We start from the raw sequence: 26,857 nt of genomic DNA on the forward strand, positions 1-26,857 counted from the left end.
AACTCGCAAAAATACACTGGCCTCGGCAGCCAGTAGGAAACCACCGCCTAAGGGTAACCAACATTAAAGGCTCATGCCAACCGTCAGCGTTAAAAATAGCCGAAACCGCCCGCCGCGTCTTCTATGCTGAAAACAGCGCGTTGGCTATTTCACGACTAGGGATCCGTTCTTCATGCACATTCGCTCTTCGCTCAAACACTATTGGCAAGTGCGGCCCAGGCTGCTGTTTTCCGTCGGTGCCGGGCTGTTGTGCTTTCTGCTGCTGCCCGCCCAGCTCTCGTTGCTGCAGCGCCTGATGATCGGCTGGAATACGCTGGCCTGGCTCTATCTGCTGTTTCTCTGGCGGCTGATGCTGGTCAGCACACCGCAGCACATTCGCCAGATCGCTCGGCGACAGGATGAAAGCGCCAGCACGGTGTTGGCGCTGGTCAGTTTCGGTTGTCTGGTGAGCATTCTGGCGATCCTGTTCGAATTGAGCAGCGCCAAACAGGCCAGCGACTCGCTGAAAACGCTACATCTGGCGTTAACCGGCGCAACGCTGGCAGTCTCCTGGCTGCTGCTGCCGACCGCCTTCACCATGCACTATGCCCATCAGTTTTACCGTCAGGGCGCACAGCAGGATCCCTTGCCGCTGCTGTTTCCCGGCAATCTCACCGAGCCGACCTATCTGGACTTTGCCTACTTCTCCTTCACCATCGCGGTCGCGTCGCAAACGGCCGACGTGGCGGTCGGCGCCGCGGAGGTGCGTAAAATCGCGCTCGTGCAGTCGGTTATTTCGTTCGTGTTCAACATGCTGATCCTGGGCCTGTCGATCAACGTCGGTGCCGGCCTGCTGGGCTGAAAACGAAAAAGGCTCCCCGCAGGGAGCCTTATGCACGTGCAACAGGTGCCGAAGATTACAGAACGTCTACCGCGTTCAGATCTTTGAAAGCCTGCTCCAGACGCGTCACCATGCTGGTCTGCGCTGCGCGCAGCCATACGCGTGGATCATAGTATTTCTTGTTCGGCTGATCGGCGCCTTTCGGGTTGCCCAGCTGGCCCTGCAGGTAAGCTTCGTTCGCTTTGTAGTACTGCAGGATGCCATCCCAGGTCGCCCATTGGGTGTCGGTGTCGATGTTCATTTTGATCACGCCGTAACCCACAGACTCTTTGATCTCTGCGTCGGTAGAACCGGAACCGCCGTGGAACACGAAGTTCAGGCTGTTGTGCGGCAGGTTGAATTTCTTGGACACGTAGTCCTGAGAATCACGCAGGATGGTCGGAGTCAGCTTAACGTTGCCTGGCTTGTACACGCCGTGCACGTTACCGAAGGAGGCTGCGATGGTGAAGCGCGGGCTGATGGCGTTCAGTTTTTCGTACGCGTAAGCCACGTCTTCCGGCTGGGTGTACAGTGCGGAAGCGTCCATATGGCTGTTGTCCACGCCATCTTCTTCACCGCCGGTGCAGCCCAGTTCGATTTCCAACGTCATGCCGATTTTGGCCATGCGCTTCAGGTAGGCGCTGCAGATCTCGATGTTTTCTTCCAGAGATTCTTCAGACAGATCGATCATGTGGGAAGAGAACAGCGGTTTGCCGGTAGCGGCGAAGTGCTTCTCGCCGGCGTCCAGCAGGCCGTCCAGCCATGGCAGCAGTTTCTTCGCGCAGTGGTCGGTGTGCAGGATCACCGGCACGCCGTAGTGTTCAGCCATCTGGTGAACGTGGTGTGCGCCAGAGATAGCGCCCAGAATCGCTGCACCCTGAGGCACATCGGTCTTCACGCCTTTGCCGGCGATGAACGCGGCGCCGCCGTTGGAGAACTGAACGATAACCGGCGCGCGCACTTTAGCCGCGGCTTCCAGCACTGCGTTGATGGAGTCGGTACCCACGCAGTTTACCGCTGGCAGCGCAAAGTTGTTCTCTTTAGCAACTGCGAAGACTTTCTGAACGTCATCACCCGTGATGACACCCGGTTTTACGAAATCAAAAATTTTAGACATGTTACTTTGTCCTGTTTCGTCGGCCGTAGATGGATGTAAATCGATGTTTTCACGCCGCGCAGCGTGAGCCGCGCGGTATAAAACAAACGGGCGGCTTTCGCCTCCCGTTGTCTGAATTACTGCTTAGCGCGCTCTTCCAGCATCACGACTGCAGGCAGCGGTTTCCCTTCAACGAATTCCAGGAATGCGCCACCGCCGGTGGAGATGTAGGAAATTTTGTCAGCGATACCGAACAGATCGATGGCTGCCAGAGTGTCGCCGCCGCCAGCGATAGAGAAGGCGTCGCTATCGGCGATCGCGCGGGCGACAATTTCGGTGCCCTTACGGAAGTTAGGGAACTCGAATACGCCAACCGGGCCATTCCACAGAATGGTCTTGGCGTTCTTCAGGATAACGGCCAGACGCTCGGCAGAGACGTCGCCCATATCCAGAATTTGCTCGTTGTCCTGGATCTCGTTGGCCTGCTTCACGGTCGCGGTCGCGGTTTCGGAGAACTCGGTCGCCACGCGCACGTCGGTCGGAATCGGGATGTCGCAGGTTTCCAGCAGTTTCTGCGCGTTCGGGATCAGATCCGGTTCGTACAGGGACTGGCCCACGTTGTTGCCCTGCGCCGCCACGAAGGTGTTGGCGATGCCGCCGCCGACGATCAGCTGATCGGCGATTTTGGACAGGGAATCCAGCACGGTCAGTTTGGTGGAGACTTTAGAGCCGCCCACGATGGCGACCATCGGACGGGCCGGGTTGCCCAGGGCCTTGCCCAGCGCTTCCAGCTCGGCGGACAGCAGCGGGCCGGCACAGGCGACAGGCGCGAACTTGCCCACGCCGTGGGTGGAAGCCTGCGCGCGGTGCGCGGTGCCGAACGCGTCCATCACGTACACGTCGCACAGCGCCGCGTATTTCTTGGACAGGGTTTCGTCGTCTTTCTTCTCGCCCTTGTTGAAGCGAACGTTTTCCAGCACCACCAGTTCGCCTTCGGCGACGTCGACGCCATCCAGATAATCCTTCGCCAGACGCACTGGGGATTTCAGATGATCTTTCAGGTAGTTGACCACAGGCAGCAGGGAGAATTCTTCGTTGTACTCGCCTTCGGTAGGACGACCCAGGTGGGAGGTTACCATCACGCGGGCGCCTTGCTTCAGCGCAGCTTCGATAGTCGGCAGGGAAGCGCGGATACGCGCGTCGGAAGTCACTTTACCGTCTTTTACCGGCACGTTCAGATCGGAGCGGATCAGTACGCGTTTACCCGCCAGATCCAGATCGGTCATCTTAATTACAGACATGGTGAACCCTCTTTATTGAATCTCTATAAAATTGCCTGAGCAGCGCGCCAATCACGCCGGCGCCGCCGTACTAGAAACCGCTGGCGGCCATTGCCCGTGTTGTATCCAACATCCGATTGGCAAAGCCCCATTCATTGTCGCACCAGACCAAGGTCTTTATCAGGTGCTGCCCGCTGACCCGGGTCTGCGTACCGTCGACGATAGCGCTGTGCGGGTCATGGTTAAAATCAATCGAGACCAATGGTAATTCCGTGTAGTCAACTATACCACGAAATGATTCCCGTGCGGCCTTTTGCAACAGCTGGTTGACCTCCGCCACCTTCACCGCGGCGCTCACGCTGACGCTAAGATCGATAGCCGTCACGTTGATGGTCGGCACGCGCACCGAGATAGCCTCGAAGCGATCGCAAAACTGCGGGAAGATGCGGGTGATGCCCGCGGCCAGCTTGGTATCGACCGGAATGATCGACTGGCTCGCCGCGCGGGTGCGCCGCAAATCCGCGTGATACGCGTCGATCACCGGCTGATCGTTCATCGCCGAGTGAATGGTGGTCACGGTGCCGGACTCGATGCTGTAGGCGTCGTCCAGCAGCTTGATCACCGGAATAATGCAGTTGGTGGTGCACGAGGCGTTGGACACGATGCGGTGTTCCGCCAGCAGCGTCTGATGGTTGACGCCAAACACGATGGTGGCGTCCAGATCGTTGCCGCCCGGATGGGCGAACAGCACTTTCTTCGCCCCCGCCGCCAGATGGGCTTCGCCATCCGCCCGGCTGCCGTACACGCCGCTGCAGTCCAGCACCACGTCGACGCCCAGTTCGCCCCAGGGCAACTGCTCCACCGCCGGCTGATGCAACAGGCGAATCGCGTCGTCTCCGACGCTCAGCGTGTCGCACTCTTGCCGCACATCCCACGCAAAGCGGCCGTGGCTGGAATCGTACTTCAGCAGATGGGCCATGCCTTCGGCGTTCGCCAGCTCGTTGATCGCCACCACGGAGATTTCCGCCCGTCGTCCCGATTCGTACAGTGCGCGCAATACGCTGCGGCCGATGCGGCCAAAGCCGTTTATCGCTATGCGGATGGTCATGCTGCTCCTGAAAAAGGGCCGTCCACGCCGGGTGACTCACCGGCGCCGCCCGGCGCTGACTGGTTGTCTCACTAACCCGCATAGAGTAGTGGATCGTACCGCCCGCTGTGAATCGCCGAGTTTGCATTATTCCCGCGCTTCAGCGGTTTTTCACCGCCGTCACATCGGCATTTCTGTTGAAGAGTGCTTCAACTGAAACGCTTCAGCTGAGCATAAACCAAAGTTTTGGCAAAAGGAACAGGTGCGACAGTTCCTCAGGTAACGGAGGGGAGTTTTACGAGCATAAGATGATCTGGCGCACATTTTTGGCCTCAAGACCGCGACGAATTTTCGCTCGCCGGCCCCGTTTCGCCGTAGTGCTCACGAAAATAGTCGCGCAAAAATTCGACCGTCACCCGCACTTTCGCCGACGTTGCCAGCCGGGAAACGTACACCGCCCAGATGTTGGCCGGCTGATAATACTCCGGCAGGATGTGCACCAATCTGCCGCTGTCGATGTTCTCTTTTACGTCCCAGGCGGAACGCAGCGCAACGCCCTGCCCGTCCAGGCACCACTGGTGCACGATCTCGCCGTGGTTCGACGCCAGCGCCCCCGTCACCTTCACCGTCTCTTCGCCGCCCGGCCCCTGCAGCCGCCACAGCCCGAACGGGTGATCGCGTTCCTTGATCACCAAACAGGTGCGGCCCGCCAGCTCCGCCGGGTTTTTCGGCACGCCGTGGCGCTGCAGGTACGCCGGCGAAGCGCACAAGATGCGCTGATTGTCCGCCAGCTTGCGCGCAATCAAATTGGGGGCGATATCGTCGCCGATGCGGATATCCAGATCGAACCCTTCGCTGACCAGATCCACCAGCCTATCGGACACGTCGAGCCGCAGCTCCAGCTGCGGGTACTGCCGCGCCAGCGCCGACAGCGCCGGCGCCACGAAACGCCGGCCGAAGCCGAAGCTGCTGACCACGCGCAGCATGCCCTGCGGCGCCTGACGCACCTCGGACAGCTCGTCCATCATCTGATCGACGTCGTTGAGAATGCGCTGCGCCCATTCGTAGATGCGTTCGCCGTCTTCGGTGATCGCCACTCGCCGCGTGGTGCGGTGCAGCAACGACACGTCCAGCGCTTTTTCCAGCAACGCAATGCGTTTGCTGATAAAGGCCGGCGACACGCCCAGCTCTTCGGCGGCGGCGGCAAACCCGGCGCGGCGCGCCACCAGCACGAACACCCGCAGGTCACTCAGGATCGGCATATTGTTCATGATTCGTGTTTTATGTTTCACCGTTTTCAGGGTTGATTAACAGTTAGTCAATTATAGGATAAGAGTGTTGTCAATCTCCCCTACCTACAAATGAGACCTCTGTATGAGCAAAACCTATAAAATTGCCGCCATCCCCGGGGACGGTATCGGGCGGGAAGTGTTGCCGGAAGGCATACGAGTGTTGCAAGCGGCGGCGGCACGCTGGGATCTGTCGCTGGAATTCGACACTTTCGAGTGGGCCAGCTGCGACTACTACCAGCACCACGGCCAGATGATGCCGGACGATTGGTTTGAGCAGCTCAAGGGCTTCGATGCCATCTACTTCGGCGCCGTCGGCTGGCCGGATACGGTGCCCGATCACATTTCGCTGTGGGGGTCGCTGTTGAAATTCCGCCGCGACTTCGAGCAGTACGTCAACCTGCGCCCAGTACGGCTGTTTCCCGGCGTGCCCTGCCCGCTGGCGAACAAACAGCCGGGCGATATCGATTTCTACGTGGTGCGCGAAAATACCGAAGGGGAATACTCCTCGCTCGGCGGACGGATGTTCGAAGGCACTGAACGCGAGATGGTGATCCAGGAATCGGTCTTCACCCGTCAGGGCGTGGACCGCATCCTCAAGTACGCCTTTGAGCTGGCGCAACAGCGCCCGCGCAAGCGCCTGACCGCAGCCACCAAGTCCAACGGCATGGCCATCAGCATGCCGTACTGGGATGAGCGCGTGGCGGAGATGGCGCGCCGGTATCCGGACATCGCCTGGGACAAGCAGCACATAGATATTCTATGCGCGCGCTTCGTGCTGAACCCCGAACGCTTCGACGTGGTGGTGGCCTCCAACCTGTTCGGCGATATTTTGTCTGATCTCGGCCCGGCCTGCACCGGCACTATCGGCATTGCGCCGTCGGCCAACCTGAACCCGGAGCGCAACTTCCCGTCGCTGTTCGAGCCGGTGCACGGCTCGGCGCCGGACATTTTCGGCAAAAACATCGCCAACCCGATCGCCATGATCTGGAGCGGCGCGATGATGCTGGACTTCCTCGGCGACGGCGATGCCCGTTACCGCCAGGCACACGACGGCATCCTGCAGGCGATCGAGCGCATCATCGCCGACGGGCCGCGCACGCCGGATATGCGCGGCGATGCCTCCACTCAGCAAGTCGGCCAGGCGATCGCCGCCCTGCTGCAACGCTAAACACCGCTGATTTTCCTGCGCAGGGCGCGTTTTCGCGCCCTGCTTTGCCATGTCCGCTTTTCCGCTTCGATCGCCGCCGCAAATCCGTTGAAAACCACCGCAGAAAGCACGCCAATACCCCGGCCAAGATCACAACAAATTGTTTACATACTGTGTTTTATCCTTTTACAGATGCCCCAATTGTGGCCCTCCCGTAATTTGTGCACACTCAAAAATGTTAATGAAGAGTAAACATTTCCGGTGGCGTTCTGCCGGGGCGGTTGCTCCTCGCGGTGTAACAAAACAAAGGGTTCAAACCAATAAGGCCCGGGCGCACCCTACGCTTCGCGCACCGGCCCACCACCGATAACAGGAGTTCACTCCCATGCAGAGCACCCCTAAAAAGGATGTCACGCTCATCGCCATCAGCCTGTGCAGTATTGCGCTGATCGCCATTTGCCTGATGCTCTTTCCAGCTCAATCCGCGCTTATCGCCAACACCATTTTCAACGGCGTCACCCGGCTGTTCGGCTCAACCATTCAAATCCTGGTGCTGATCGCCCTGCTGGTGGTGCTGTATCTGGCGTTGAGCAAATACGGCAACATCCGCCTCGGCGAAGGCAAACCGCAGTACTCCACGTTAGCCTGGCTGTTCATGTTCATCTGCGCTGGCCTGGGCTCGTCCACCCTGTACTGGGGGGTGATGGAATGGGCGTATTATTACCAGACGCCGGGGCTGAACATCGCGCCGCGCACCCCGAAGGCGCTGGAATACAGCATCAGCTACTCCTTCTTCCACTGGGGCCTGAGCGCCTGGGCGACCTATGCCCTCGCCTCGCTGATCATGGCCTACCACTTCCACGTGCGTAAGAACAAAGGGCTCAGCCTATCGGGGATCATTTCCGCCATCACCGGTGTGCGCGCCAACGGCCCGATCGGGCGGTTGGTGGATCTGATCTTCCTGGTCGCCACCGTCGGCGCCCTCACAATTTCACTGGTGCTGACGGCCTCTACCTTTACCCGTGGGCTGACGGCACTGACCGGCATCCCGGACAATTTCGTGGTGCAGGCGACGGTGATCCTGCTGGCCGCGGTGATCTTCTGTCTCAGCTCTTACATCGGCATCGACGGCGGCATGCAGCGCCTGAGCAAAATGGTCGGCTGGGGTGCCTTCGCCTTCGCCGGGCTGGTGCTGCTGGTCGGCCCGACCGAGTTCACCATCAACAACACCATCAACGCCATCGGCCTGACGGCGCAAAACTTCCTGCAGATGAGCCTGTTCACCGATCCGATGGGCGACGGCAGCTTCAGCCGCAGCTGGACGGTGTTCTACTGGCTGTGGTGGATCTCCTATACCCCGGGCGTGGCGATGTTCGTCACCCGCGTCTCGCGCGGCCGCAAGATTAAAGAGGTGATCTGGGCCTTGTTGCTCGGCAGCACCCTCGGTTGCTGGTTCTTCTTCGGCTCGCTGGAAAGCTACGCCATGCACCAGTTCATCAGCGGGCAGCTCAACGTGCCGGAGATCCTCAGCACCCAGGGTGGCGAAACCGCCGTGCAGATGCTGCTGACGGCGCTGCCGCTCGGCAAGCTGTTCCTGGCCGCCTATCTGTTCATCATGATCATTTTCCTGGCCTCGCACATGGACGCGGTGGCCTACACCATGGCCGCCACCAGCACCCGCAACCTGCAGGAGGGGCAAGATCCCAGTCCGATGCTGCGCCTGTTCTGGTGCGTGGTGATCACCCTGATCCCGCTGTCGATCCTGTTTACCGGCGCCTCGCTGGACACCATGAAAACCACGGTGATCCTGACCGCGCTGCCGTTCCTGCTGGTGCTGCTGGTGAAAACCTACGGCTTTGCCCGCTGGCTAAAGCAGGACTACGCGGCCATCCCGGCGCACCTGATCGAAAGCAGCCCGCCGGCGCTGCCCGAAGCACCGGCGGCCGCCGAACTCCCCGCTCCATCGTCGTATCAACCGCGCCCTATGGCGAAATGACAATAAGAAAAGAGGAAGGTTAACTTATGAGCACTCTGATCCCTGAATTTACCTTACCGAAAGATTTCTGCGCCGACGCCCGCGAGGCTTACACCATTCCAGCCCGGTTCTATACCCACCAGGCGGCGTTCGAGCACGAAAAAGAGCAGGTGTTCGCCACCAGTTGGATTTGTGTGGCGCACCGCAGCGAGCTTGCCCAACCGAACGACTACATCACCCGCGAGATCATCGGTGAAAACATTCTGGTGGTGCGCGGCCGCGACAACGTGCTGCGCGCCTTTTACAACGTCTGCCCGCACCGCGGCCACCAACTGCTGGCGGGCGACGGCCGGGCGAAGAACGTCATCACTTGCCCTTATCACGCCTGGGCGTTCAAGCTGGACGGCGAGCTGGCGCACGCGCGCAACTGCGAAAACGTGCAGAACTTTGATAAGGAAAACTCGCACCTGATGCCGGTGCGGGTCGAAGAGTACGCCGGGTTTATTTACGTCAATCTGGACTCGCAGGCCGGCACGGTGGAAGACCAGTTGCCGGGCCTCGGCGCCAAAGTGCGCGAGGCCTGCCCGCAGGTCGACGATCTCAAGCTGGCGGCACGCTTCGTCACCCGCACTCCGGCCAACTGGAAGAACATCGTCGACAACTACCTCGAGTGCTACCACTGCGGCCCGGCACACCCCGGCTTCGCCGACTCGGTGCAGGTCGATCGCTACTGGCACACCCTGCACGGCAACTGGACGCTGCAGTTCGGCTACGCCCGCCCTTCCGAGCAGTCGTTCAAGTTTGAAGAGGGCAAAGAATCCAGCTTCCACGGCATCTGGCTGTGGCCGTGCACCATGTTCAACATGCCGCCGCTGGAAGGCATGATGACGGTGATCTATGAGTTCCCGGTCGATGCGGAAACCACCCTGCAGCACTACGACATCTACTTCACCAACACCGATTTGAGCGACGAACAGCTCAAACTGATCGACTGGTACCGCGACGTGTTCCGCCCGGAAGATTTGCGGCTGGTGGAAAGCGTGCAAAAAGGCCTGAAGTCGCGCGGCTATCGCGGCCAGGGGCGCATCATGGCCGACGGCGCCGGCAGCGGCGTCAGCGAACACGGCATCGCCCACTTCCACAACCTGCTGGCGCAGGTTTATCAACCTTGATGCGACGGGGCCCGCGGGCCCCTTTCCCCTGACTTGTGAGGTTCTTGTGAAAATTTCCGATCGGGCGCTATTCCGCCAACAGGCATATATCAACGGCCAATGGCGCGACGCCGACAACCAGGAAACCCTGCCGGTGAGCGATCCCGCCACCGGCCGGCCAATCGGCAGCGTGCCCAACATGGCGACGGCCGAAACCGAACAGGCGATCGACGCCGCCCAGCAGGCGCTGGAAGGCTGGCGCGCGCTGCCGGCGCAACAGCGCGCGCAGCTGTTGCGCCGCTGGTTCGAACTGATGCTGGAGCACCAGCAGGATCTGGCCAACCTGATGACGCTGGAGCAAGGCAAACCGCTGGCGGAATCGCTGGGTGAGATCCGCTACGCCGCCTCCTTTATCGAATGGTTCGCCGAACAGGCCAAGCGCGCCAACGGCGACATCATTCCGTCGCCGAGCAGCGATAAACGCCTGATGGTGCTGAAACAGGGCATCGGCGTGTGCGCGGCGATCACGCCCTGGAACTTTCCGGCGGCGATGATCACCCGCAAGGCCGCGCCGGCGCTGGCGGCCGGCTGTACGCTGGTGGTCAAACCCGCCAACGAAACCCCTTATTCGGCGCTGGCGATGGCCGAGCTGGCCGAACGCGCCGGCATTCCCGCCGGGGTATTCAACGTGGTGACCGGCAATTCACAGGCGATCGGCGCCGAGCTGACTCGCCACCCGCAGGTGCGCAAACTCAGCTTTACCGGCTCCACGCCGGTGGGCAGGCTGCTGATGCGCCAGAGCGCGGACACCATCAAGAAAGTGTCGCTGGAGCTGGGCGGCAACGCGCCGTTCATCGTGTTTGACGATGCGGACATCGATGCCGCGGTGGAAGGCGCGCTGATCGCCAAATACCGCAACGCCGGGCAGACCTGCGTCTGCGTCAACCGGTTCTACGTGCAGCGCGGCGTTTACCCGCAGTTCGCCAAGAAGTTTGTCGCCCGCGTGGCGGCGCTGCAGGTCGGCAACGGCTTCGAAGCCGGCGTGCAGATCGGCCCGCTGATCAACCGCAAGGCACGCGACAAGGTGCTGGAGCTGCTCGATGACGCGCTGAGCAAAGGCGCTCAGGTGCTGACCGGTGCCACGCCGCACGCGCTGGGCGGCAATTTCTTCACGCCGACGGTGCTGGGCGACGTGCAGCCCGGCTCGCTGCTGCTGGAAGAAGAGATCTTCGGCCCGGTCGCGCCGCTGGTAGTGTTCGATGACGAAGCCGAGGCGATCCGTCAGGCCAACGACACCATCTACGGCTTGGCCGCTTACTTCTACACCCGCGATGCGGCGCGCATCTGGCGCGTTTCGGAACAGCTGGAGTACGGCATGGTCGGCATCAATACCGGGCTTATCTCCAACGAGGTGGCGCCGTTCGGCGGGGTGAAACAGTCGGGGCTGGGGCGTGAAGGCTCCGAATACGGCATCGAAGACTATCTGGAGCTCAAATACCTGTGCCAGGCGGTATAACTTTTTCATGCGCGGGGACGCCCGCGCTTTGGAGCCAATGAATGACCAGCTATCAGATGCTTGATGTTCGCGTCGTCGACATCGAAACCGTCACCGCACAGGTCAAGCGCTTTACCCTGGCGGATCCGCAAGGCCGCCCGCTGCCCGCCTTCAGCGGCGGCAGCCACATCATCGTGCAAATGCAGGACGGCGAGCAGCGCTACAGCAACGCCTATTCGCTGCTGAGCTCACCGTTCGAGCTCGACCGTTACCAGATCGCCGTGCGCCGTGAGTCCCCTTCCAAAGGCGGTTCCGACTTCATGCATGACCGGCTGGCGGTCGGCGATACGCTGACCATCAGCACCCCGAATAACCTGTTCGCGCTGGCGCCGGAGGCGCAACATCACGTGCTGATCGCCGGCGGCATCGGCATCACGCCGTTTATGGCCCATCTGCATGAGCTGCAACGCAGCGGCCAACGCTACCATCTGCACTACTGCTTCCACAGCGAGGAACACAACACCTTCCAGCAGCAGTTGATGCAAGCGCCGTTCGCAGACAACGTCAGTTGCCATGTCTCCAGCCTTGGCGGCCGGTTGGATCTGGCGCGCACGCTGGCCGATGTGGAACCCGGCGCCCATATCTACGTCTGCGGCCCGGCGGCGCTAAATGAAGCGGTCTACCGGATCGCCGCCGAACGGGGTATCGACGCCGCGCGTTTACACAGCGAAGCCTTCGCCGCCGAAGACACAGCGGGCGGCGCCTTTACGCTGGTGCTGGCTCGATCGGGCATTGAGCTTGAAGTGGCGCAAGACATGACCATCCTGCAGGCGCTGGAAAACAGCAAGGCGGCCAGGGTCGAGTGCCTGTGCCGCGAAGGCATTTGCGGCACCTGCGAAACCCGCATCGTCGAAGGGGAAGCCGATCACCGCGATCAATATCTCAGTGAGGAAGAGCGCGCGGCGCAGCAGACCCTGTTGATCTGCTGCTCGCGCGCCAAAGGCAGCCGGCTGGTGCTGGATTTGTAAACGGAGCGCCCGCATCGGCGGGCGTCCTGGTTAGGCTTTCGGGAATATCCACAGATGCTCGGCCGGCAGGGAGAGCCGGCACAGCGCCCGATCGCGCGCCTCGTGGCCATAGGCGCGCACTACAAAATCTTCGGCCACGGTGCGGAACAGGTATTCCCAGCGATCGCCGAGATACATGCTGGTCAGCAACGGCAGCTCAAGCTGGTTGCCCTGCGGATCTTCACCCAACCGCACGCGCTCGACGCGGATCACCGCCGTGCCCTCCTGCCCGACCTGCACGCCTTCGCCCGCTTTGCCCCACAGCGCCCAATCCTTACCTTCGATGCGCGCCCGATCGCCTTCCAGCGCGACGACCTTGCCCGGCAACCGGTTGTTGCTGCCCATGAACTCGGCGGTGAACAGCGTGGTGGGCGAACCGTACATCTCCTGCGGCGTGCCCTGCTGTTCGATTTTGCCGTTATTGAGCAGCAGGATGCGATCGGAAATGGCCATCGCCTCGTTCTGATCGTGGGTCACCATCAGCGCCGACAGACCCAGCTTGATGATCAACTCGCGCAGGAATACTCGCGCCTCTTCGCGCAGCTTGGCGTCAAGGTTGGACAGCGGCTCATCCAGCAGGATCACCGGCGGGTTGTAGACCAGCGCGCGCCCGATCGCCACGCGCTGCTGTTGGCCGCCGGAGAGTTGGTGCGGATGGCGTTTGGCCAAATGCCCCAGCCCGAGCTGATCCAGCACCGCCTGCACCCGCTGGGCGATTTCCGCCGAGGCAGTCTTACGCAGTTTCAGCGGGTAAGCGACGTTCTCAAACACCGTTTTATGCGGCCACAGGGCGTAGGACTGAAACACCAGCCCCAGATTGCGCTCTTCGGCGGGAATTTCACTGCGTGCGCTGCCGTTGTACACCGCGCTGTTGCCGATGACGATCCGCCCCTGGCTCGGTTTCTCCAGCCCGGCTACCGCCCGCAGCAGCGTGGTTTTGCCGCTGCCCGACGGGCCCAGCAGCGAGACCACTTCGCCCCGTTTCAGATCCATCGACACCCCTTTCAACACCGGGTTGTCGCCATAGGTCAAATGCAGGTTCTCTACCGAAAGTTCAATCATGTAATTTCACTCCAAAGCGCAAGGCGATCCCCAGCCCCAGCACCACCAGCAGGATATTGATGAACGACAGCGCGGCGACGATATCGATAGCGCCCGCGGCCCACAGGGAAACCAGCATCGAGCCGATGGTTTCCGTGCCCGGAGACAGCAGATACACCCCGGTGGAATATTCGCGTTCAAAGATCAGGAACATCAGCAACCAGGAGCCGATCAGGCCGTAGCGCGACAGCGGAATGGTGACGTGGCGGGTGATCTGGCCGCGGCTGGCGCCGGCGCTGCGCGCCGCCTCCTCCAGCTCCGGTCCCACCTGCAGCAGCGTAGAAGAGATCAGCCGCAGGCCGTAAGCCATCCACACCACGGTGTAGGCCAGCCAGACGCTGAAGATGGTGCTGCGCAGCGAACGCAGCCAGACGATCACGTTCTCGCGCAGCCATTCTGCCATCGGCAGCACTGACAGCCAGCCTTCCTTAAGCGATTTGTCCAGCCACATCGGCAGGAACAGAAACACCCACAGGAACGCCAGGCCGGCCAACAGCCCCGGCACCGCGCGCGGCACCAGCACGCTGTAGTCGAGGAAGCGCGTGGCGCCATCCGGCTTGCGGTGCATGGCAATGCCGATAAACAGATAGCACGCCACCGCCAGCGCCCCGCCGATCACCCCGATCGCCATCGAGTTGACGATGGCGCGCAGCAGGTTGGGTTGCGCCCAGATGGTGCGGAAGGTGTTGATCGACAGTTCGTCCCAGACAGACACGCCCACGCCCCAGTTGGAGATAAAGGCGCGCAGCACTACGCCGATCAGCGGCACGCCGATGGTCACGGTCAGCCAGAACATCACCACCGCGCCGGCCACCCAGCGCCATTTGCCCAGCGGCAGCGCGCGCGCCTGCGAGGCTTTGCCCTTGACGGTGACGAAACGGTTGGCGGTACGCATCAGCCTGCGCTGCAGCATCACCAATGGAATGGTGATGCAGATCAGCACCACCGCTACCGCCGCCATCAGGTGGTAAGAAGGCGTGCCCAGCTTGTTGGTCAACTGATACAGGTAGGTCGCCAGCACCAGGTTGCCTTCCGGATCGCCCAGCACCAGCATCAGGCCGAACACCTCCAGCCCGAGGAAGAACAGCAGCACCCCGGCGTACAAGATAGACGGCCGCACCATCGGCAGACTGACGGCGGTCATCACCTGCAGCGGCGTAGCGCCGGCGGTGCGCGCCGCTTCTTCAACGTCGGAGCCCACGCTGCGCAGCGCCGAGGAGATGTACAGATACGCGTGGGGCACGTGCGTCAACCCGGCTATCACCACGATGCTGGCCATCGAATAGATGTTCCACGGCACGAAACCCAGCAGCGCCTCCGCCCACAGCGAGAAGAAGCCGACCGGCCCCGCCGCCACAACGTAACCGAAACCCAGCACCATCGGCGACACGAAGATCGGCACCAAAATCAGCGGTTCGATGATCCGCCGCCCCGGCAGATCGGTGCGCACCATCAGGAAGGCCAAAATGCCGCCGAGCGGGATGGCGATAATCACCAGGCCGAATGCCAGAATAAAGCCGCTTTTCAGCGCCTTGTAGAAATCCGGATCGGTAAAGATGAACTCGAAGGCCTCCAGGCTGAAGACCTTGGAGGGAGAGAAAAACGGAGCCGAGAGGAAGCTTTGAATGATGATAAACGACAGGGGGACATAGATAACCAGCGCGGTTATCAACACCACCAGGCCGCGCGGCAGGCTCTGCCACTTTCTGCGCCATGCTTGCATAAATGCTCCCTATGGTTGTAAACGACGACCAAAGGGCGCGCGCCCGTGCGGCAGGCGCGCGTCCGAATGCAGTCCCTGTTATTTCGCCGCGGCGGCGCGCCATTGTTTGATGTAGTCGAGACGTTTGGCCGGCTGCAGATATTCCAGCAGGCTGTCATCGACCGGGATCGGCTTGAGCGCGTTACCCAACAGCTTGGTCATGCCATCGATGTCGTTCTTGCCTTCGATGTCGTTGCGGATCGAGGGGATATCCGCCTGATTGGCGAGAATATTTTGCCCTTTCTCCGACAGCACGTAGTCGAACCACAGCTTGGCGGCATTAGGGTTGCCGGCCTCTTTGCTGATGAAGCTCACGCGCGACAGCACCAGGGTATAGTCTTTCGGATAGACGATGCCGAGCGACGGATCGCTCTTGGCGCGGGCCTCGGCGTATGAACCGAGGATATTGAAGCCGATCAGGTTTTCACCGGAGGAGACGCGCTCCATCATGGTGCCGGTGGAAGATTGCACCGCCAGCCCGCCCTTGGCCACGTCGGCCAGCGTTTTGAAGTAGTTAGGATCGGCCTTGAAGTCCTGCACCGACAGCATGAAGCCGACGCCGGATTTTTCGATGTCGTAGGTGGTGACTTTCTTCTTGAATTTGTCCGTCTGGCCGGCGATCAGTTTAGCCAGCGCCGCGTGTGAATCCGGCACATCGCCCTGCGGGATCAGCCGTTTGTTATAGATAAACACCACCGGCTCATAGGTGGTGCCATACACTTTATCTTGCCATACCGCCCATTTTGGCAGCTGAGCCCGCTCCGGAGAGGCATACTCCTGCGCGTAATCGCCCGCCAGTTTCAAAATGGTGTCCATCGACGAACTCCACACCAGGTCGCCGCTGGTGCCGCCGGCCGCCTGCTCGCTGATAAAGCGGTTATACAGTTCGGTGCTGTTCATGTCGTTGTATTCGACCTTGATGCCCGGATACAACGCCTCGAACCCCTGGATCAGCGGCGCCGCCGCCTTGGTGTCGGTGGTTGAATAAATCACCACCTTGCCTTCTTTCTTCGCGCCGTCGACCAGTTTCTGATAGTCGGCAGGGTAGCCCGCCGGGAAGGCCGCATAGGCGGAAACGGAGCCCAGTAAGGTGATAGCAGCTACGGTCGCGCTGATTTTTTTCATCATCATCCATCCCATGATCACATTTAATAAACCAAAAATTAACATACAGTTAATATTTATGACGAGGCAACGGCGTTGCTTGTTATCTTTCGGTTTTGTGAGGTTGGACGTTTTTCAGCCAATAAAAAGCCCGGCAGCGCGGGCTTTACAGCACTTCCTATCGCAGACTATTCGGCCAGGTGAGAGCGCCGCCGCAGGCGAATTCGCTGTACGATGGCAACCCCCAGCAGCGTCAGAACAAATCCCGCCAGCTGCACCAGCGACAACGCCTCACCAAACAGCGCGTAAGCCTGCAGCGCCGCCGCCGGCGGCACCAGCAGCATCAGCGCGGTAATGCGAGTCAAATCGCCGTGGCGCACCATCCAAATGAACAGCGCGGTGCCGCCCAGCGACAACACGCCGGCCGACCACAGCAGCGAGAACCACAGCGTTGGCGAATTGTCCCAGGCGCCTGAGCCCATCACGGCCGCCAGTACGCCGGTCACGATCGCCGCGCCGAGGTGCTGAATGGCGCCTGCCGCCCGCAGATCGGCCGCTGCCAGCGAAGACTTCTGCACCATGATGCCTATCGTCAGCGCAACGATGCTGCCAAACCCCATCAGGATCGGCAGCAGCGCCATATTGCCGACGTCGATGCCGGTCAGCCGCGGGGAGAGCACCAGCGCAACGCCGATAAAACCGACCGCCAGCCCGGCCCAGGAACGTAACCCGATCGGCTTACGCAGCACCAGCGCGAAAATCAGCGCGGTAAACAGCGGCTGCAATCCGCCGATCAGCGACATCACTCCGGCTGCCAGGCCGTTCGCCACCGCCCACCAGCTTGCGGCAAGGTAAACACCGTTCATCAACATGCCGGTCAGCAGGTGCATCACGAACTGTCGCCCCTTGGGCCAGGCGCAATGCAGCGCCAGCAGAGCGAATACTGCCGCGGCGATCAAAAAGCGAAAGGTCAGGAAAAGGTTGGGATCGGCATGATCCGCCACCGCCCGCGCGGCAATAAAACCTGTCGACCAAATTAATATCAGGAAAAACGGCGCAATAAATGCCTTTCGCCGATCGCGTTTTTCGCGCTGGGTTATTTCCATATCACTACCTAAAAAATGCCGTTGATGAATTAATGCAGAGCATACTAACCAATTTAACACGGGCTTAACAGTATCGACGCTGGCACCAAGCAGGCGTGGTGAACATAATTGCGGGAAATAATGAAGTTTCAATCTTATATAATTCACCAAGCTTATAATTAATTCCACCACGTTACGATAATGTAAATTAATTGCTACATCCGGTATAACTATTCCCCTCCTGGCGGCATTGTCGGAATAATTCCCCTTTGCTAGCCTTCCTGAAGCCACTTAATTAACTGGACTGACTCATGGCCGAAATCACTGATTTTATGAAACTGGATATGCGTATTGGCGAAATTATTTCCGTGGAATATAACGACAAGGCATTAAAACCCGCCTATAAGCTGCGCATTGATTTCGGCGAAGAAATTGGCATTAAAAACAGCTCGGCGCAATTATGCGAAAACTATCAGGAAGATGATCTGCTTGGAAAAAAAGTCATCTCCGTCGTTAATTTCCCCGCCAGGCGGGTTGCCGGATTTAAATCTGAAGTGCTGGTACTTGCCGCGGTCACCCGGGATCAAGGCACTGTCTTGCTGAAACCCGATGTCGACGTGGAGATCGGCAGCAAGATTTTATAATCGCCACATCATTCGTGAGGCCACCGAGAAATGCGACAGTTATCCCTGCTTGATGAAGTTAAGAAGGCGTACCAGGAACACCGTTCAGCCTTTATCCCCGGCGCCACCATGCAAGCGATCCTGCTGGCGCTGGGCGCGCGGCCGGAAGATTTCGCCAGGCTGCAGCAGGTCAGCGCCAATCTGGCGGACGATCCCACACTGCCTTTCCGCAAGTCCAGAAACGGCCGCTTCTGCTTCGACTTCGATCGCGCCCAGATTGAGCGGCTGGAGTTCCAGCCTTTCGTGCTCTCGGTCGAGGAAGACTTCATCCGCTACGATTCGGGAAAGGTGCGCCATTTCCGCGGCATCAACGACGATCTGCAGTTGAATACGGCATTTCAGGCACTGATGAAATTCAAAGCCTACGTGATCGATGGCGTGAGCGTGACGCCGCGCCCCCGGCTTAATCAGGAGATCAACAAATTCGTCTGCACGGTGTTCAACCTGCGCACCGTCACCACGCCGCAGATGTTGGGCGAACCGGCGCTGGAAGGCGTACACAGCGACGGCGTCGACCACACCATGACGACCTTCCTCGGCTGCGACAACATGACCGACGACAGCGCCAAGACCTTTATTCACGATATGCGCGAAACCAGCGGGATCAAATTCGATCGCGCCCGGCCGGAATGGATTTTGGGCGAAATACAGCATCGGCATTTCCTCGATACCCTGCTGATTGTCGACCATGAGCGCAAACACAGCCTCTCACCGGTGGAAGCGCAGGACAAACGCCGGCATTCGACCCGTGATATGCTGATCTTTTTCACCCGTAAACCGGTCGAAGACGGCCACGTCTCCTTCGCGTATGACTCTTTTAAACCGCATATCGAAATCCCGCTGTCGATAGACATGGTGGCGCGCGCGAGCTAACGCGCTGCCGGGCCGGCCGCCAGGATCCCTCTGTGCGGCCGGTTCACGCCGGGGTAAACAGCGCTGGATTAATCAGGTTTTTGTCGCCGAATTATTATATCCTGCCGGACGAAAATTTTTGCGGGCTTACGCTGCCCCACGCGCCTCCTCCTGCAGTGCTTCATTCCGCAGCCAGGCCGTTTATTTCATGAATACAGGCAGTGCCATACCGTTATGACCAAGAGTTTATCCCCGAAAGACATTATCGCCCTGGGCTTTATGACCTTCGCCCTGTTTGTCGGCGCCGGCAACATCATTTTCCCCCCGCTAGTGGGGCTGCAGTCCGGTGAGCATCTGTGGCCGGCCGCCCTCGGTTTTATGGTGACCGCCGTCGCCCTGCCGGTGATTGCCGTGATCGCGCTGGCGCGCGTCGGCGGCAGCATCAGCCTGCTGACTGGCCCCATCGGCCGCACAGCCGGCCTGCTGTTGGCGACCGTCTGCTATCTGGCGCTGGGCCCGCTGTTCGCCACCCCGCGAACCGCCAATGTTTCTTTCGCCCTCGGCATCGCGCCCTTCACCGGCGACGGCGCCCTGCCGCAGTTCATCTACAGCCTGCTGTTCTTTACCCTGGCGATGGTCGTGTCGCTGTATCCCGGCCGCTTGCTCGACAACGTCGGCCATATTCTGGCGCCGCTGAAAATTCTGGCGCTGGCCGCGCTCGGCATCGCCGCCCTGGTCTGGCCCGCCGGTGCGCCGGTCTCCGCCGTCGGCAGCTATCAGGCCGCGGCGTTTTCCACCGGCTTCGTTCAGGGTTATCAAACCATGGACACGCTGTCGGCGTTGATGTTCGGCTCGATTATCGTCACCGCCGCCCGCTCGCGCGGCGTCAGCGACAGCGGCCTGCTGCTGCGCTACACCCTCTGGGCCAGCCTGATCGCCGGCGTCGGCCTGACTCTGGTCTATATCTGCATGTTCAAGCTCGGCGCCGGCAGCGGCAGCCTGGTCGGGAACGATGCTCAGGATGGCGCGGCAATCCTGCACGCCTATGTGCAGCACACCTTCGGCGATCTGGGCAGCGTCTTTATGGCGGTGCTGATGTTCATCGCTTGCCTGGTGACGGCGGTCGGCATGACCTGTGCCTGCGCGGACTTCTTCTCCCGCTACCTGCCGCTCTCTTACCGCACGCTGGTGGTTATCCTCGCCCTCTTCGCCATGCTGGTTTCCAACATGGGGCTGGCCAATCTGATCCGCGTCTCGCTGCCGGTGCTGACGGCGATCTACCCGCCCTGCATCGCGCTGGTATTGCTCAGCTTCAGCCAGAACCGCTGGCGCAGCGCCAAGCGCGTCTTCGCGCCGGTGATCGCTACCAGCCTGGTGTTTGGCCTCGCCGACGGCCTGAAAGCCTCCAGCTTCAGCAGCCTGCTGCCCGTCTGGTTCGATAAGCTGCCGCTGGCCGAACAGGGTCTGGTCTGGCTGCAGCCTACGCTGCTGGTGCTGTTGCTGGCGGCGGCTTACGACCGGTTGCGCAGCGCCGAAAGCATCAAGACCGCGTCGTAAACGCGGTTTCCGCCCATAAAAAAAGCCGGTCATGATGACCGGCTTTTTTATCGGCTTGCGCCCGGCCGCTTACTTCAGCAGCGCCTGCGCCTTGGCCACCACGTTGTCCACGGTGAAGCCGAACTCGGCGAACAGCTGCTCCGCCGGCGCCGACTCACCGAAGGTGGTCATGCCCACGATGGCGCCGTTCAGGCCCACGTACTTGTACCAGTAGTCCGCGATACCCGCTTCCACCGCCACGCGCGCCGTCACCGCCGCCGGCAGCACCGACTCGCGGTACGCCGCATCCTGCTTGTCGAACGCGTCGGTCGACGGCATCGACACCACGCGCACTTTGCGGCCCGCTGCGGTCAGCTTGTCCGCCGCTTCCACCGTGATACCCACTTCGGAGCCGGTGGCAATCAGGATGACGTCCGGCGTGCCCGCGCAGTCTTTCAGTACGTAGCCGCCGCGGTACACGTTCGCCAGCTGCTCTGCGCTGCGCGGCTGCTGGGTCAGGTTCTGGCGCGAGAACACCAGGGTGGTCGGGCCGTCGTTGCGCTCGATACCGTACTGCCACGCCACCGCCGATTCCACCTGGTCACACGGGCGCCAGGTGCTCATGTTCGGGGTCACGCGCAGGCTCGCCAGCTGCTCCACCGGCTGGTGGGTCGGGCCGTCTTCGCCCAGACCGATAGAGTCGTGGGTGTAGACGAACACGTTGCGCAGCTTCATCAGCGCCGCCATGCGCACCGCGTTGCGGGCGTATTCCACGAACATCAGGAAGGTCGCCGAGTACGGCAGGAAGCCGCCGTGCAGCGCGATGCCGTTGGTGATGGCGGTCATGCCGAACTCGCGCACGCCGTAATGAATGTAGTTGCCCGCCGGGTCAACGTTCAGCGCTTTCGAGCCGGACCACATCGTCAGGTTGCTCGGCGCCAGGTCGGCGGAGCCGCCCAGGAACTCCGGCAGCACCTTGCCGAACGCTTCCAGCGCGTTCTGCGACGCCTTGCGGCTGGCGATGTTGGCCGGGTTGGCCTGCAGTTTTTCCACGAACGCCTTGGCGTCGGCTTTCCAGTCGGCCGGCAGCTCGCCGTTCATGCGGCGCTTGAACTCGGCAGCCAGTTCCGGGAAGGCCTTGGCGTAGGCGGCGAACTTGTCGTTCCAGGCCGCTTCTTTGGCCTGACCGGCTTCTTTGGCGTCCCACTGGGCGTAGATGTCCTGCGGGATTTCAAAGGCGGCGTATTTCCAGCCCAGCGCTTCGCGGGTGGCGGCCACTTCGGCGGCGCCCAGCGCGGCACCGTGCACGTCATGGGTGCCGGCCTTGTTCGGCGAACCGAAGCCGATAACGGTCTTGCACATCAGCAGCGACGGCTTGTCGGTCACCTTGCGGGCTTCTTCAATCGCGGCCTTGATGGCATCCGGGTTGTGGCCGTCGACGTTGCGCACCACGTGCCAGCCGTAGGCTTCGAAACGCAGGGCGGTGTCGTCGGTGAACCAGCCGTCGACGTGGCCGTCGATGGAGATGCCGTTGTCATCGTAGAAGGCGGTCAGCTTGCCGAGCTTGAGGGTGCCGGCCAGGGAGCAGACTTCGTGCGAGATACCTTCCATCATGCAGCCGTCGCCCATGAAGGCGTAGGTGTGGTGGTCGACGATGTCGTGGCCAGGGCGGTTGAACTGCGCCGCCAGGGTGCGTTCGGCGATGGCGAAGCCGACGGCGTTGGCGATACCCTGGCCCAGCGGGCCGGTGGTGGTCTCAACGCCTGGGGTGTAGCCGTACTCCGGGTGCCCCGGGGTTTTGGAATGCAGCTGACGGAAGTTTTCCAGCTCGCGCATCGGCAGGTCGTAGCCGGTGAGGTGCAGGAGGCTGTAAATCAACATGGAGCCGTGGCCGTTGGAGAGCACGAAACGGTCGCGGTCAGCCCAGTGCGGGTTAGTCGGGTTGTGGTTGAGGTAGTCACGCCACAGGACTTCGGCGATGTCCGCCATGCCCATAGGGGCCCCCGGGTGGCCGGAATTTGCTTTTTGTACGGCGTCCATGCTGAGTGCGCGGATGGCGTTGGCAAGCTCTTTACGAGAGGACATGTTTTACTCCAGGTCGGATAAAAAAAGCAGTCAAGTTCCCTATTTTCTCAGACTCCACATCACAACGGCAATCCCTAATGCCAAATGAGAGCGAGTTCACCACTTATTAGCACGATTGGACGCTTTTTCGGAATAACACTATTCTCGCCTTAGCTGGCGTACACTAGGCTCTTGCGACAAGATTTCCTCAAAGCAAAATGACTCTTTTACCTTGTTACCTTCACAGGAAGATGGCGTTATGAAGATCCGTACCTCTTTGATTGCGTTGGGCATTGCCACCTTGGCAACCGGCTGTCAAAACCTGAATACCGAAACCTTGATGCAGTCCGGCGCGCAGGCGTTCCAGGCGGCGACCCTGAGCAACGACGACGTTAAGGCCCTGAGTGATAAATCCTGCGCCGAGATGGACAGCAAGGCACAAATCGCGCCGGCCGGCAGCACCTACGCCAAGCGTCTCAACAAAATCGCTGCGGCGCTGGGCGACAACATCAACGGCACCCCGGCCAACTACAAGGTTTACGTGACCAAAGACGTCAACGCCTGGGCGATGGCCAACGGCTGTATCCGCGTCTACAGCGGCCTGATGGACATGATGAACGACAACGAAGTGGAAGGCGTGCTGGGCCACGAAATGGGCCACGTGGCGCTGGGCCACACCCGTAAAGCGATGCAGGTGGCTTACGGCACCGTGGCGCTGCGCACCGCGGCGTCCTCCGCCGGCGGCGTCATCGGCTCGCTGTCGCAGTCGCAGCTGGCGGACATCGGCGAGAAACTGGTCAGCGCCCAGTTCTCGCAGAAGCAGGAAAGCGAAGCGGATGATTACTCGTTCGATCTGCTGAAAAAGCGCGGCATCGATCCGAACGGCCTGGCCACCAGCTTCGAAAAATTGGCCCAAATGGAAGCCGGCCGTCAGAGCAGCATGTTCGACGATCACCCGTCTTCCCAAGCGCGTGCACAGCACATTCGCGATCGCATCGCGGCAGAGAAGTAACAACGAGAACGCCCGGCAACCGCCGGGCGTTTTTTATCGTCTCAATACAGGGTTTTCTGCGGCGGCCCGGCGAAGGTCAGCGGCCCGACCTGCTTCATGTCCACCTCGACCACCGACGGCCCCGGGTAGTTGATCGCCTCGGCCAATACGCCGTTGAACTGCGCCGCCGCCTCGACCTTCCAGGCTTTCAGCCCCATCGCTTCGGCTATTTGAGTAAAGGCCGGCGTATGCAGCTCGTTGTAATACTGGCGCCCGGCGAAATACTTGTCCTGAATGCCGCGCATCACGCCATAACCGCCGTCGTTCATGATCAGCAGGGTGATGTTCACCTGTTCCTGCGCCATGGTCGCCAGTTCCCCCAGGCCCAGCGCCAAACCGCCATCGCCCACCAGCCCCACCACCTTGCGCTGCGGGTTGGCGATCGCGGTGCCGATCGCCATCGGCAGCCCCATGCCGATAGCACCGGCCAGCGAGTGAATGTTGCACAGCGGCGAGATCGCGCGGAACAAACGGCTGCCCCAGACGCTGCCGGAAACGGTGATATCGCGCACCAGCAATCCGTCCTGCGGCAACGCGGCGTCGATGGCGTCGTTGAGTTTGGCGTATTCACCGGACTGCTGACGCAACGCGCTCTCCGCCTGCTGCACCGCCCCCGCGATCTCGGCATCCCACTCGGCGTTAACCTTCTCGCCGGGGCTCAGCCGCGCCGCCAGCGCGGCCAGCAGCGCCGCACAGTCGCCGTTGATCTGCTCATCGGCCAGGTAGTTGCGGTTGGCCGCCGCCGGATCGATGTCAATCTGCACCAGCGGGCGCGGCAGCGGCAGAGTCCAGGTGCGGGTTTCATTACTGCGCAGGCGCGAACCAGCCACCAGCGTCAGGTCGCACTGCGTCAGGATCGCCTCGATGCTCGGCGAGTTGTGGAACGCCCGCAGGCTGCGCGGATGGCTGTCCGGCAGAATGCCGCGCCCGTGGGTGCTGGAGATCACCGCCACGCCGGCGTCCGCCAGCTTGCGCACCGCGTCGCCGCAGGCCAAGGCGCCACCGCCTAACCACAGCAGCGGACGCTTGGCCTGTTTCAGCCGCTGATGCAGCCGCTCCACCGCCGCATCGTCCGCCTTCGGCAGCGGCGCCGGCGCCAACGCTTCGGTCAGCACCGAACGGGACACCAGGCTGCTTTGGATATCGATCGGGATCTCGACCGCCACCGGGCCACAGGGCACGGTTTGCGCATCCAGGATCGCCCGCTGGATCACCGCCACCGCCTGCTCCGGCGAATTGACCCGGTAAGCGCGCTTGGAGCAGGCGCGCAGGAAGCCGAGCTGATCGCGGGTTTCATGAATAAAACCGGCGTCGGCGTCCAGATAGGCTTTTTCCACCTGGCCGGTGATATGCAGCAGCGGCGTGTTGGCGTTGAGCGCCTCAATCATCGCCCCCACCGCGTTGCCCGCGCCGGCGCCGGTGCTGGTCAACGCCACGCCCAGGCCGGAGAAGCGCCCGTGCGCGTCGGCCATGGTGACCGCACCCGCTTCGCCGCGCGCCGGCACGAAGCGAATTTTATCGCGCTGCCCCACCGCATCGGCGATCGGCAGATTATGAATCGAAATGATGCCGTACATCGCCGACACCGCGTACTGTTCCAGAGTCCGGGCTATCGCCTCGCCAACCGTGATTTTATCGCTCATCATCTGCCTTCTTAGGGTAGTCGTTATTAGGGTTATGCGTAGAGGTGTCGGCCTAGTCGCTCCAGCGGTTCACCTGATGGCTCAGCGCCAGATACACGCTTTTCTGCTGCATGTAGGCCTTGATGCCGTTCAGGCCCTTTTCGCGGCCCAGCCCGCTTTCCTTGAAACCGCCGAACGGTGTAGAAATCGAGAACGTTTTGTAGGTGTTGATCCAGACGGTGCCGGTTTCCAGCCGCTCCGCCAGCGCCATCGCCCGCGGGAAATCGCGGCTCCAGATGCCGGCCGCCAGGCCGTACACCGAGTCGTTGGCCTGTTCGATCAGCTGTTGCTCGTCGTCGAACGGCAGCGCCACCAGCACCGGGCCGAAGATCTCCTCCTGGCACACGCGGGCGTCGTTGTTCAAGCCTTCAATAATGGTCGGCAGGTAATAGCTACCGCTCGCCAGTTGCGGATCGGCCGGCGCTTCGCCGCCGATGATCACCCGGCCACCCTCCTGCCGCGCCAGCGCCACGTAGTCCGCCACGCTTTGCCGATGTTTGGCGCTGATCAGCGGGCCGAGATGCACGCCCGGCACCAGCGGGTTGCCGATGCGCAGCCCCGCCGTCAGTTCGGTCAAGCGCGCCAGCAGCGGCTGATACAGCGAACGATGCACGAACAGCCGCGATCCGGCGATGCACGCCTGGCCGGCGGAGCTGAAAATGCCGTAGCAGATACCGCGCGCCGCCTGTTCCAGATCGGCGTCCTCCAGCACGATGGTCGGTGATTTGCCCCCCAGTTCCAACGAGGTGGGGATCAGCTTGTCGGCGGCGATATGCGCCAAATGGCGCCCGGTGCTGGTCCCACCGGTAAAGGCGATCTTTTTCACCCGCGGATGGCGCGCCAACGCCTCGCCGATCACCGAACCTTTGCCCGGCAGCACGCTGAGCAGCCCGGCAGGCAGGCCCGCCTGTTCGAACAGCTCGGCCAGCTTCAGCGCCATCAGCGGCGTGGCTTCGGCCGGTTTGAGCACCACCGCGTTGCCCGCCGCCAGCGCCGGCGCCACCTTCTGCATTTCACTGGCGATCGGTGAGTTCCACGGCGTGATGGCGGCGATCACCCCCATCGGCTGATACTGGCTGAGCGTCATCACCTCGGCGCTGCGCGGGGTCGGCAATTCGCCTTCCAACACTTCGCAGGCGGCGGCGAAGTAGCGCGCGGTCGCCGCTGCGCTGGCCACCAGCCCGCGGGTCTCCGCCAGCGGCTTGCCGTTGTCGCGGGTCTGCAGCTCGGCCAGCTGTTCCTGCTGCGCCAGGATCAGGTTGCTGACGCGGTAGAGAATCGAGGCGCGTTGGTGCGGCACCAACCCACGCCACTCCGGCGCGCGCCAGGCGCGTTCCGCTGCCTCCACCGCCTCATTCACGTCCTCGACGTTAGCGGCACGCAGCCGCGCATTGACGCTGCCGTCGGCCGGGAATACCGAAGCCATCTCTTCGCCACGCCCTTCGCGCCAGCGTCCGGCGACAAAAATATTCAATCGTTCCATGCTCC

Annotated in this window: 21 protein-coding genes; 10 read left to right on the forward strand and 11 right to left on the reverse strand. The window is 61.3% G+C overall.

The annotated features are described in order from the left end of the window. Nucleotides 1–172 precede the first annotated feature (172 nt). The gene (locus tag ACMGGW_RS18895) at nucleotides 173–841 is read left to right on the forward strand and encodes a DUF1345 domain-containing protein (protein ID WP_025304178.1); all 669 of its coding nucleotides are present in this window, start codon (nucleotides 173–175) and stop codon (nucleotides 839–841) included. 55 nt (nucleotides 842–896) lie between these two features. Here the strand turns inward: ACMGGW_RS18895 and fbaA are convergent, their stop codons facing one another. The 4 genes from fbaA to ACMGGW_RS18915 all read right to left on the reverse strand — a co-directional run bounded on the left by fbaA (nucleotide 897) and on the right by ACMGGW_RS18915 (nucleotide 5,614). Then, nucleotides 897–1,976 (reverse strand): class II fructose-bisphosphate aldolase, encoded by a 1,080-nt coding sequence (gene fbaA, locus ACMGGW_RS18900; RefSeq protein WP_025304179.1) that lies wholly within the window; start codon nucleotides 1,974–1,976, stop codon nucleotides 897–899. 116 nt (nucleotides 1,977–2,092) lie between these two features. Next, nucleotides 2,093–3,256, reverse strand: a complete 1,164-nt coding sequence (gene pgk, locus ACMGGW_RS18905; protein WP_197832474.1) for a phosphoglycerate kinase — start codon at nucleotides 3,254–3,256, stop codon at nucleotides 2,093–2,095. Nucleotides 3,257–3,326: 70 nt separating this feature from the next. Further along, the gene (gene epd, locus ACMGGW_RS18910; protein ID WP_004931582.1) at nucleotides 3,327–4,343 is read right to left on the reverse strand and encodes an erythrose-4-phosphate dehydrogenase; all 1,017 of its coding nucleotides are present in this window, start codon (nucleotides 4,341–4,343) and stop codon (nucleotides 3,327–3,329) included. A gap of 311 nt (nucleotides 4,344–4,654) precedes the next feature. After that, nucleotides 4,655–5,614 carry a LysR substrate-binding domain-containing protein gene (locus ACMGGW_RS18915; protein ID WP_269149643.1) on the reverse strand — a complete coding sequence of 320 codons (960 nt, stop codon included), beginning with the start codon at nucleotides 5,612–5,614 and terminating at the stop codon, nucleotides 4,655–4,657. Nucleotides 5,615–5,696: 82 nt separating this feature from the next. Between ACMGGW_RS18915 and ACMGGW_RS18920 the strand changes: the two genes are divergently transcribed. From ACMGGW_RS18920 to ACMGGW_RS18940, 5 genes are all read left to right on the forward strand, one after another. Further along, complete coding sequence (locus ACMGGW_RS18920; protein ID WP_025304181.1) at nucleotides 5,697–6,782, forward strand: tartrate dehydrogenase; 1,086 nt, start codon at nucleotides 5,697–5,699, stop codon at nucleotides 6,780–6,782. 364 nt (nucleotides 6,783–7,146) lie between these two features. Next, nucleotides 7,147–8,757 (forward strand): BCCT family transporter, encoded by a 1,611-nt coding sequence (locus ACMGGW_RS18925; RefSeq protein WP_025304182.1) that lies wholly within the window; start codon nucleotides 7,147–7,149, stop codon nucleotides 8,755–8,757. A gap of 26 nt (nucleotides 8,758–8,783) precedes the next feature. Beyond that, the gene (locus ACMGGW_RS18930; protein WP_025304183.1) at nucleotides 8,784–9,908 is read left to right on the forward strand and encodes an aromatic ring-hydroxylating oxygenase subunit alpha; all 1,125 of its coding nucleotides are present in this window, start codon (nucleotides 8,784–8,786) and stop codon (nucleotides 9,906–9,908) included. Between the two features lie 46 nt (nucleotides 9,909–9,954). After that, nucleotides 9,955–11,403: an NAD-dependent succinate-semialdehyde dehydrogenase gene (locus ACMGGW_RS18935; protein ID WP_025304184.1), complete on the forward strand. Its 1,449-nt coding sequence runs from the start codon at nucleotides 9,955–9,957 to the stop codon at nucleotides 11,401–11,403. A gap of 41 nt (nucleotides 11,404–11,444) precedes the next feature. Next, a complete protein-coding gene (locus tag ACMGGW_RS18940) occupies nucleotides 11,445–12,410 on the forward strand; it encodes a 2Fe-2S iron-sulfur cluster-binding protein (RefSeq protein WP_197832475.1) in 966 nt (321 codons plus the stop codon). A gap of 30 nt (nucleotides 12,411–12,440) precedes the next feature. Here the strand turns inward: ACMGGW_RS18940 and ACMGGW_RS18945 are convergent, their stop codons facing one another. The 4 genes from ACMGGW_RS18945 to ACMGGW_RS18960 all read right to left on the reverse strand — a co-directional run bounded on the left by ACMGGW_RS18945 (nucleotide 12,441) and on the right by ACMGGW_RS18960 (nucleotide 17,522). Then, complete coding sequence (locus tag ACMGGW_RS18945; protein ID WP_025304186.1) at nucleotides 12,441–13,511, reverse strand: ABC transporter ATP-binding protein; 1,071 nt, start codon at nucleotides 13,509–13,511, stop codon at nucleotides 12,441–12,443. Next, a complete protein-coding gene (locus ACMGGW_RS18950; protein ID WP_025304187.1) occupies nucleotides 13,504–15,273 on the reverse strand; it encodes an ABC transporter permease in 1,770 nt (589 codons plus the stop codon). The genes ACMGGW_RS18945 and ACMGGW_RS18950 overlap by 8 nt, the downstream gene beginning before the upstream one ends. 78 nt (nucleotides 15,274–15,351) lie before the next feature. After that, a complete protein-coding gene (locus ACMGGW_RS18955) occupies nucleotides 15,352–16,440 on the reverse strand; it encodes an ABC transporter substrate-binding protein (protein WP_043142713.1) in 1,089 nt (362 codons plus the stop codon). A 164-nt stretch (nucleotides 16,441–16,604) separates the two neighbouring features. Continuing rightward, nucleotides 16,605–17,522 (reverse strand): DMT family transporter, encoded by a 918-nt coding sequence (locus ACMGGW_RS18960; protein ID WP_089196249.1) that lies wholly within the window; start codon nucleotides 17,520–17,522, stop codon nucleotides 16,605–16,607. Nucleotides 17,523–17,812: 290 nt separating this feature from the next. Here ACMGGW_RS18960 and ACMGGW_RS18965 point away from each other — a divergent pair, with 290 nt between their 5' ends. From ACMGGW_RS18965 to brnQ, 3 genes are all read left to right on the forward strand, one after another. After that, a complete protein-coding gene (locus ACMGGW_RS18965; RefSeq protein WP_025304190.1) occupies nucleotides 17,813–18,145 on the forward strand; it encodes a tRNA-binding protein in 333 nt (110 codons plus the stop codon). Between the two features lie 30 nt (nucleotides 18,146–18,175). Then, nucleotides 18,176–19,057: a 2OG-Fe dioxygenase family protein gene (locus tag ACMGGW_RS18970; RefSeq protein ID WP_025304191.1), complete on the forward strand. Its 882-nt coding sequence runs from the start codon at nucleotides 18,176–18,178 to the stop codon at nucleotides 19,055–19,057. A gap of 213 nt (nucleotides 19,058–19,270) precedes the next feature. Next, the gene (brnQ, locus tag ACMGGW_RS18975) at nucleotides 19,271–20,593 is read left to right on the forward strand and encodes a branched-chain amino acid transport system II carrier protein (protein ID WP_025304192.1); all 1,323 of its coding nucleotides are present in this window, start codon (nucleotides 19,271–19,273) and stop codon (nucleotides 20,591–20,593) included. Between the two features lie 69 nt (nucleotides 20,594–20,662). Here brnQ and tkt read toward each other — a convergent pair whose 3' ends face one another. Further along, the gene (tkt, locus tag ACMGGW_RS18980) at nucleotides 20,663–22,657 is read right to left on the reverse strand and encodes a transketolase (RefSeq protein WP_025304193.1); all 1,995 of its coding nucleotides are present in this window, start codon (nucleotides 22,655–22,657) and stop codon (nucleotides 20,663–20,665) included. 238 nt (nucleotides 22,658–22,895) lie between these two features. On the opposite strand from tkt, the gene ACMGGW_RS18985 reads away from it, so the two are divergent. Further along, the gene (locus ACMGGW_RS18985; protein WP_016930039.1) at nucleotides 22,896–23,648 is read left to right on the forward strand and encodes a M48 family metallopeptidase; all 753 of its coding nucleotides are present in this window, start codon (nucleotides 22,896–22,898) and stop codon (nucleotides 23,646–23,648) included. A gap of 41 nt (nucleotides 23,649–23,689) precedes the next feature. On the opposite strand, the gene ACMGGW_RS18990 is transcribed toward ACMGGW_RS18985, so the two are convergent. Then, nucleotides 23,690–25,330 (reverse strand): thiamine pyrophosphate-binding protein, encoded by a 1,641-nt coding sequence (locus ACMGGW_RS18990; RefSeq protein WP_025304194.1) that lies wholly within the window; start codon nucleotides 25,328–25,330, stop codon nucleotides 23,690–23,692. 52 nt (nucleotides 25,331–25,382) lie between these two features. Next, nucleotides 25,383–26,852 carry an aldehyde dehydrogenase gene (locus ACMGGW_RS18995; protein ID WP_049208798.1) on the reverse strand — a complete coding sequence of 490 codons (1,470 nt, stop codon included), beginning with the start codon at nucleotides 26,850–26,852 and terminating at the stop codon, nucleotides 25,383–25,385. Nucleotides 26,853–26,857: the final 5 nt, after the last annotated feature.

Origin of the sequence: Serratia sp. BNK-4 (assembly GCF_048685115.1) — a bacterium.
In the GTDB taxonomy this organism is placed as follows: Bacteria; Pseudomonadota; Gammaproteobacteria; order Enterobacterales; family Enterobacteriaceae; genus Serratia; species Serratia bockelmannii.

Bases quoted from the DNA above. Each gene is read 5' to 3' on its own strand.
- tkt (WP_025304193.1), bottom strand. From the start codon at position 22,657: ATGTCCTCTCGTAAAGAGCTTGCCAACGCCATCCGCGCACTCAGCATG.
- fbaA (WP_025304179.1), bottom strand. From the start codon at position 1,976: ATGTCTAAAATTTTTGATTTCGTAAAACCGGGTGTCATCACGGGTGAT.
- ACMGGW_RS18995 (WP_049208798.1), bottom strand. From the start codon at position 26,852: ATGGAACGATTGAATATTTTTGTCGCCGGACGCTGGCGCGAAGGGCGT.
- ACMGGW_RS18960 (WP_089196249.1), bottom strand. From the start codon at position 17,522: ATGGAAATAACCCAGCGCGAAAAACGCGATCGGCGAAAGGCATTTATT.
- ACMGGW_RS18950 (WP_025304187.1), bottom strand. From the start codon at position 15,273: ATGCAAGCATGGCGCAGAAAGTGGCAGAGCCTGCCGCGCGGCCTGGTG.
- epd (WP_004931582.1), bottom strand. From the start codon at position 4,343: ATGACCATCCGCATAGCGATAAACGGCTTTGGCCGCATCGGCCGCAGC.
- pgk (WP_197832474.1), bottom strand. From the start codon at position 3,256: ATGTCTGTAATTAAGATGACCGATCTGGATCTGGCGGGTAAACGCGTA.
- brnQ (WP_025304192.1), top strand. From the start codon at position 19,271: ATGACCAAGAGTTTATCCCCGAAAGACATTATCGCCCTGGGCTTTATG.
- ACMGGW_RS18955 (WP_043142713.1), bottom strand. From the start codon at position 16,440: ATGATGAAAAAAATCAGCGCGACCGTAGCTGCTATCACCTTACTGGGC.
- ACMGGW_RS18990 (WP_025304194.1), bottom strand. From the start codon at position 25,330: ATGAGCGATAAAATCACGGTTGGCGAGGCGATAGCCCGGACTCTGGAA.
- ACMGGW_RS18985 (WP_016930039.1), top strand. From the start codon at position 22,896: ATGAAGATCCGTACCTCTTTGATTGCGTTGGGCATTGCCACCTTGGCA.
- ACMGGW_RS18970 (WP_025304191.1), top strand. From the start codon at position 18,176: ATGCGACAGTTATCCCTGCTTGATGAAGTTAAGAAGGCGTACCAGGAA.
- ACMGGW_RS18925 (WP_025304182.1), top strand. From the start codon at position 7,147: ATGCAGAGCACCCCTAAAAAGGATGTCACGCTCATCGCCATCAGCCTG.
- ACMGGW_RS18930 (WP_025304183.1), top strand. From the start codon at position 8,784: ATGAGCACTCTGATCCCTGAATTTACCTTACCGAAAGATTTCTGCGCC.
- ACMGGW_RS18945 (WP_025304186.1), bottom strand. From the start codon at position 13,511: ATGATTGAACTTTCGGTAGAGAACCTGCATTTGACCTATGGCGACAAC.
- ACMGGW_RS18940 (WP_197832475.1), top strand. From the start codon at position 11,445: ATGACCAGCTATCAGATGCTTGATGTTCGCGTCGTCGACATCGAAACC.
- ACMGGW_RS18965 (WP_025304190.1), top strand. From the start codon at position 17,813: ATGGCCGAAATCACTGATTTTATGAAACTGGATATGCGTATTGGCGAA.
- ACMGGW_RS18920 (WP_025304181.1), top strand. From the start codon at position 5,697: ATGAGCAAAACCTATAAAATTGCCGCCATCCCCGGGGACGGTATCGGG.
- ACMGGW_RS18895 (WP_025304178.1), top strand. From the start codon at position 173: ATGCACATTCGCTCTTCGCTCAAACACTATTGGCAAGTGCGGCCCAGG.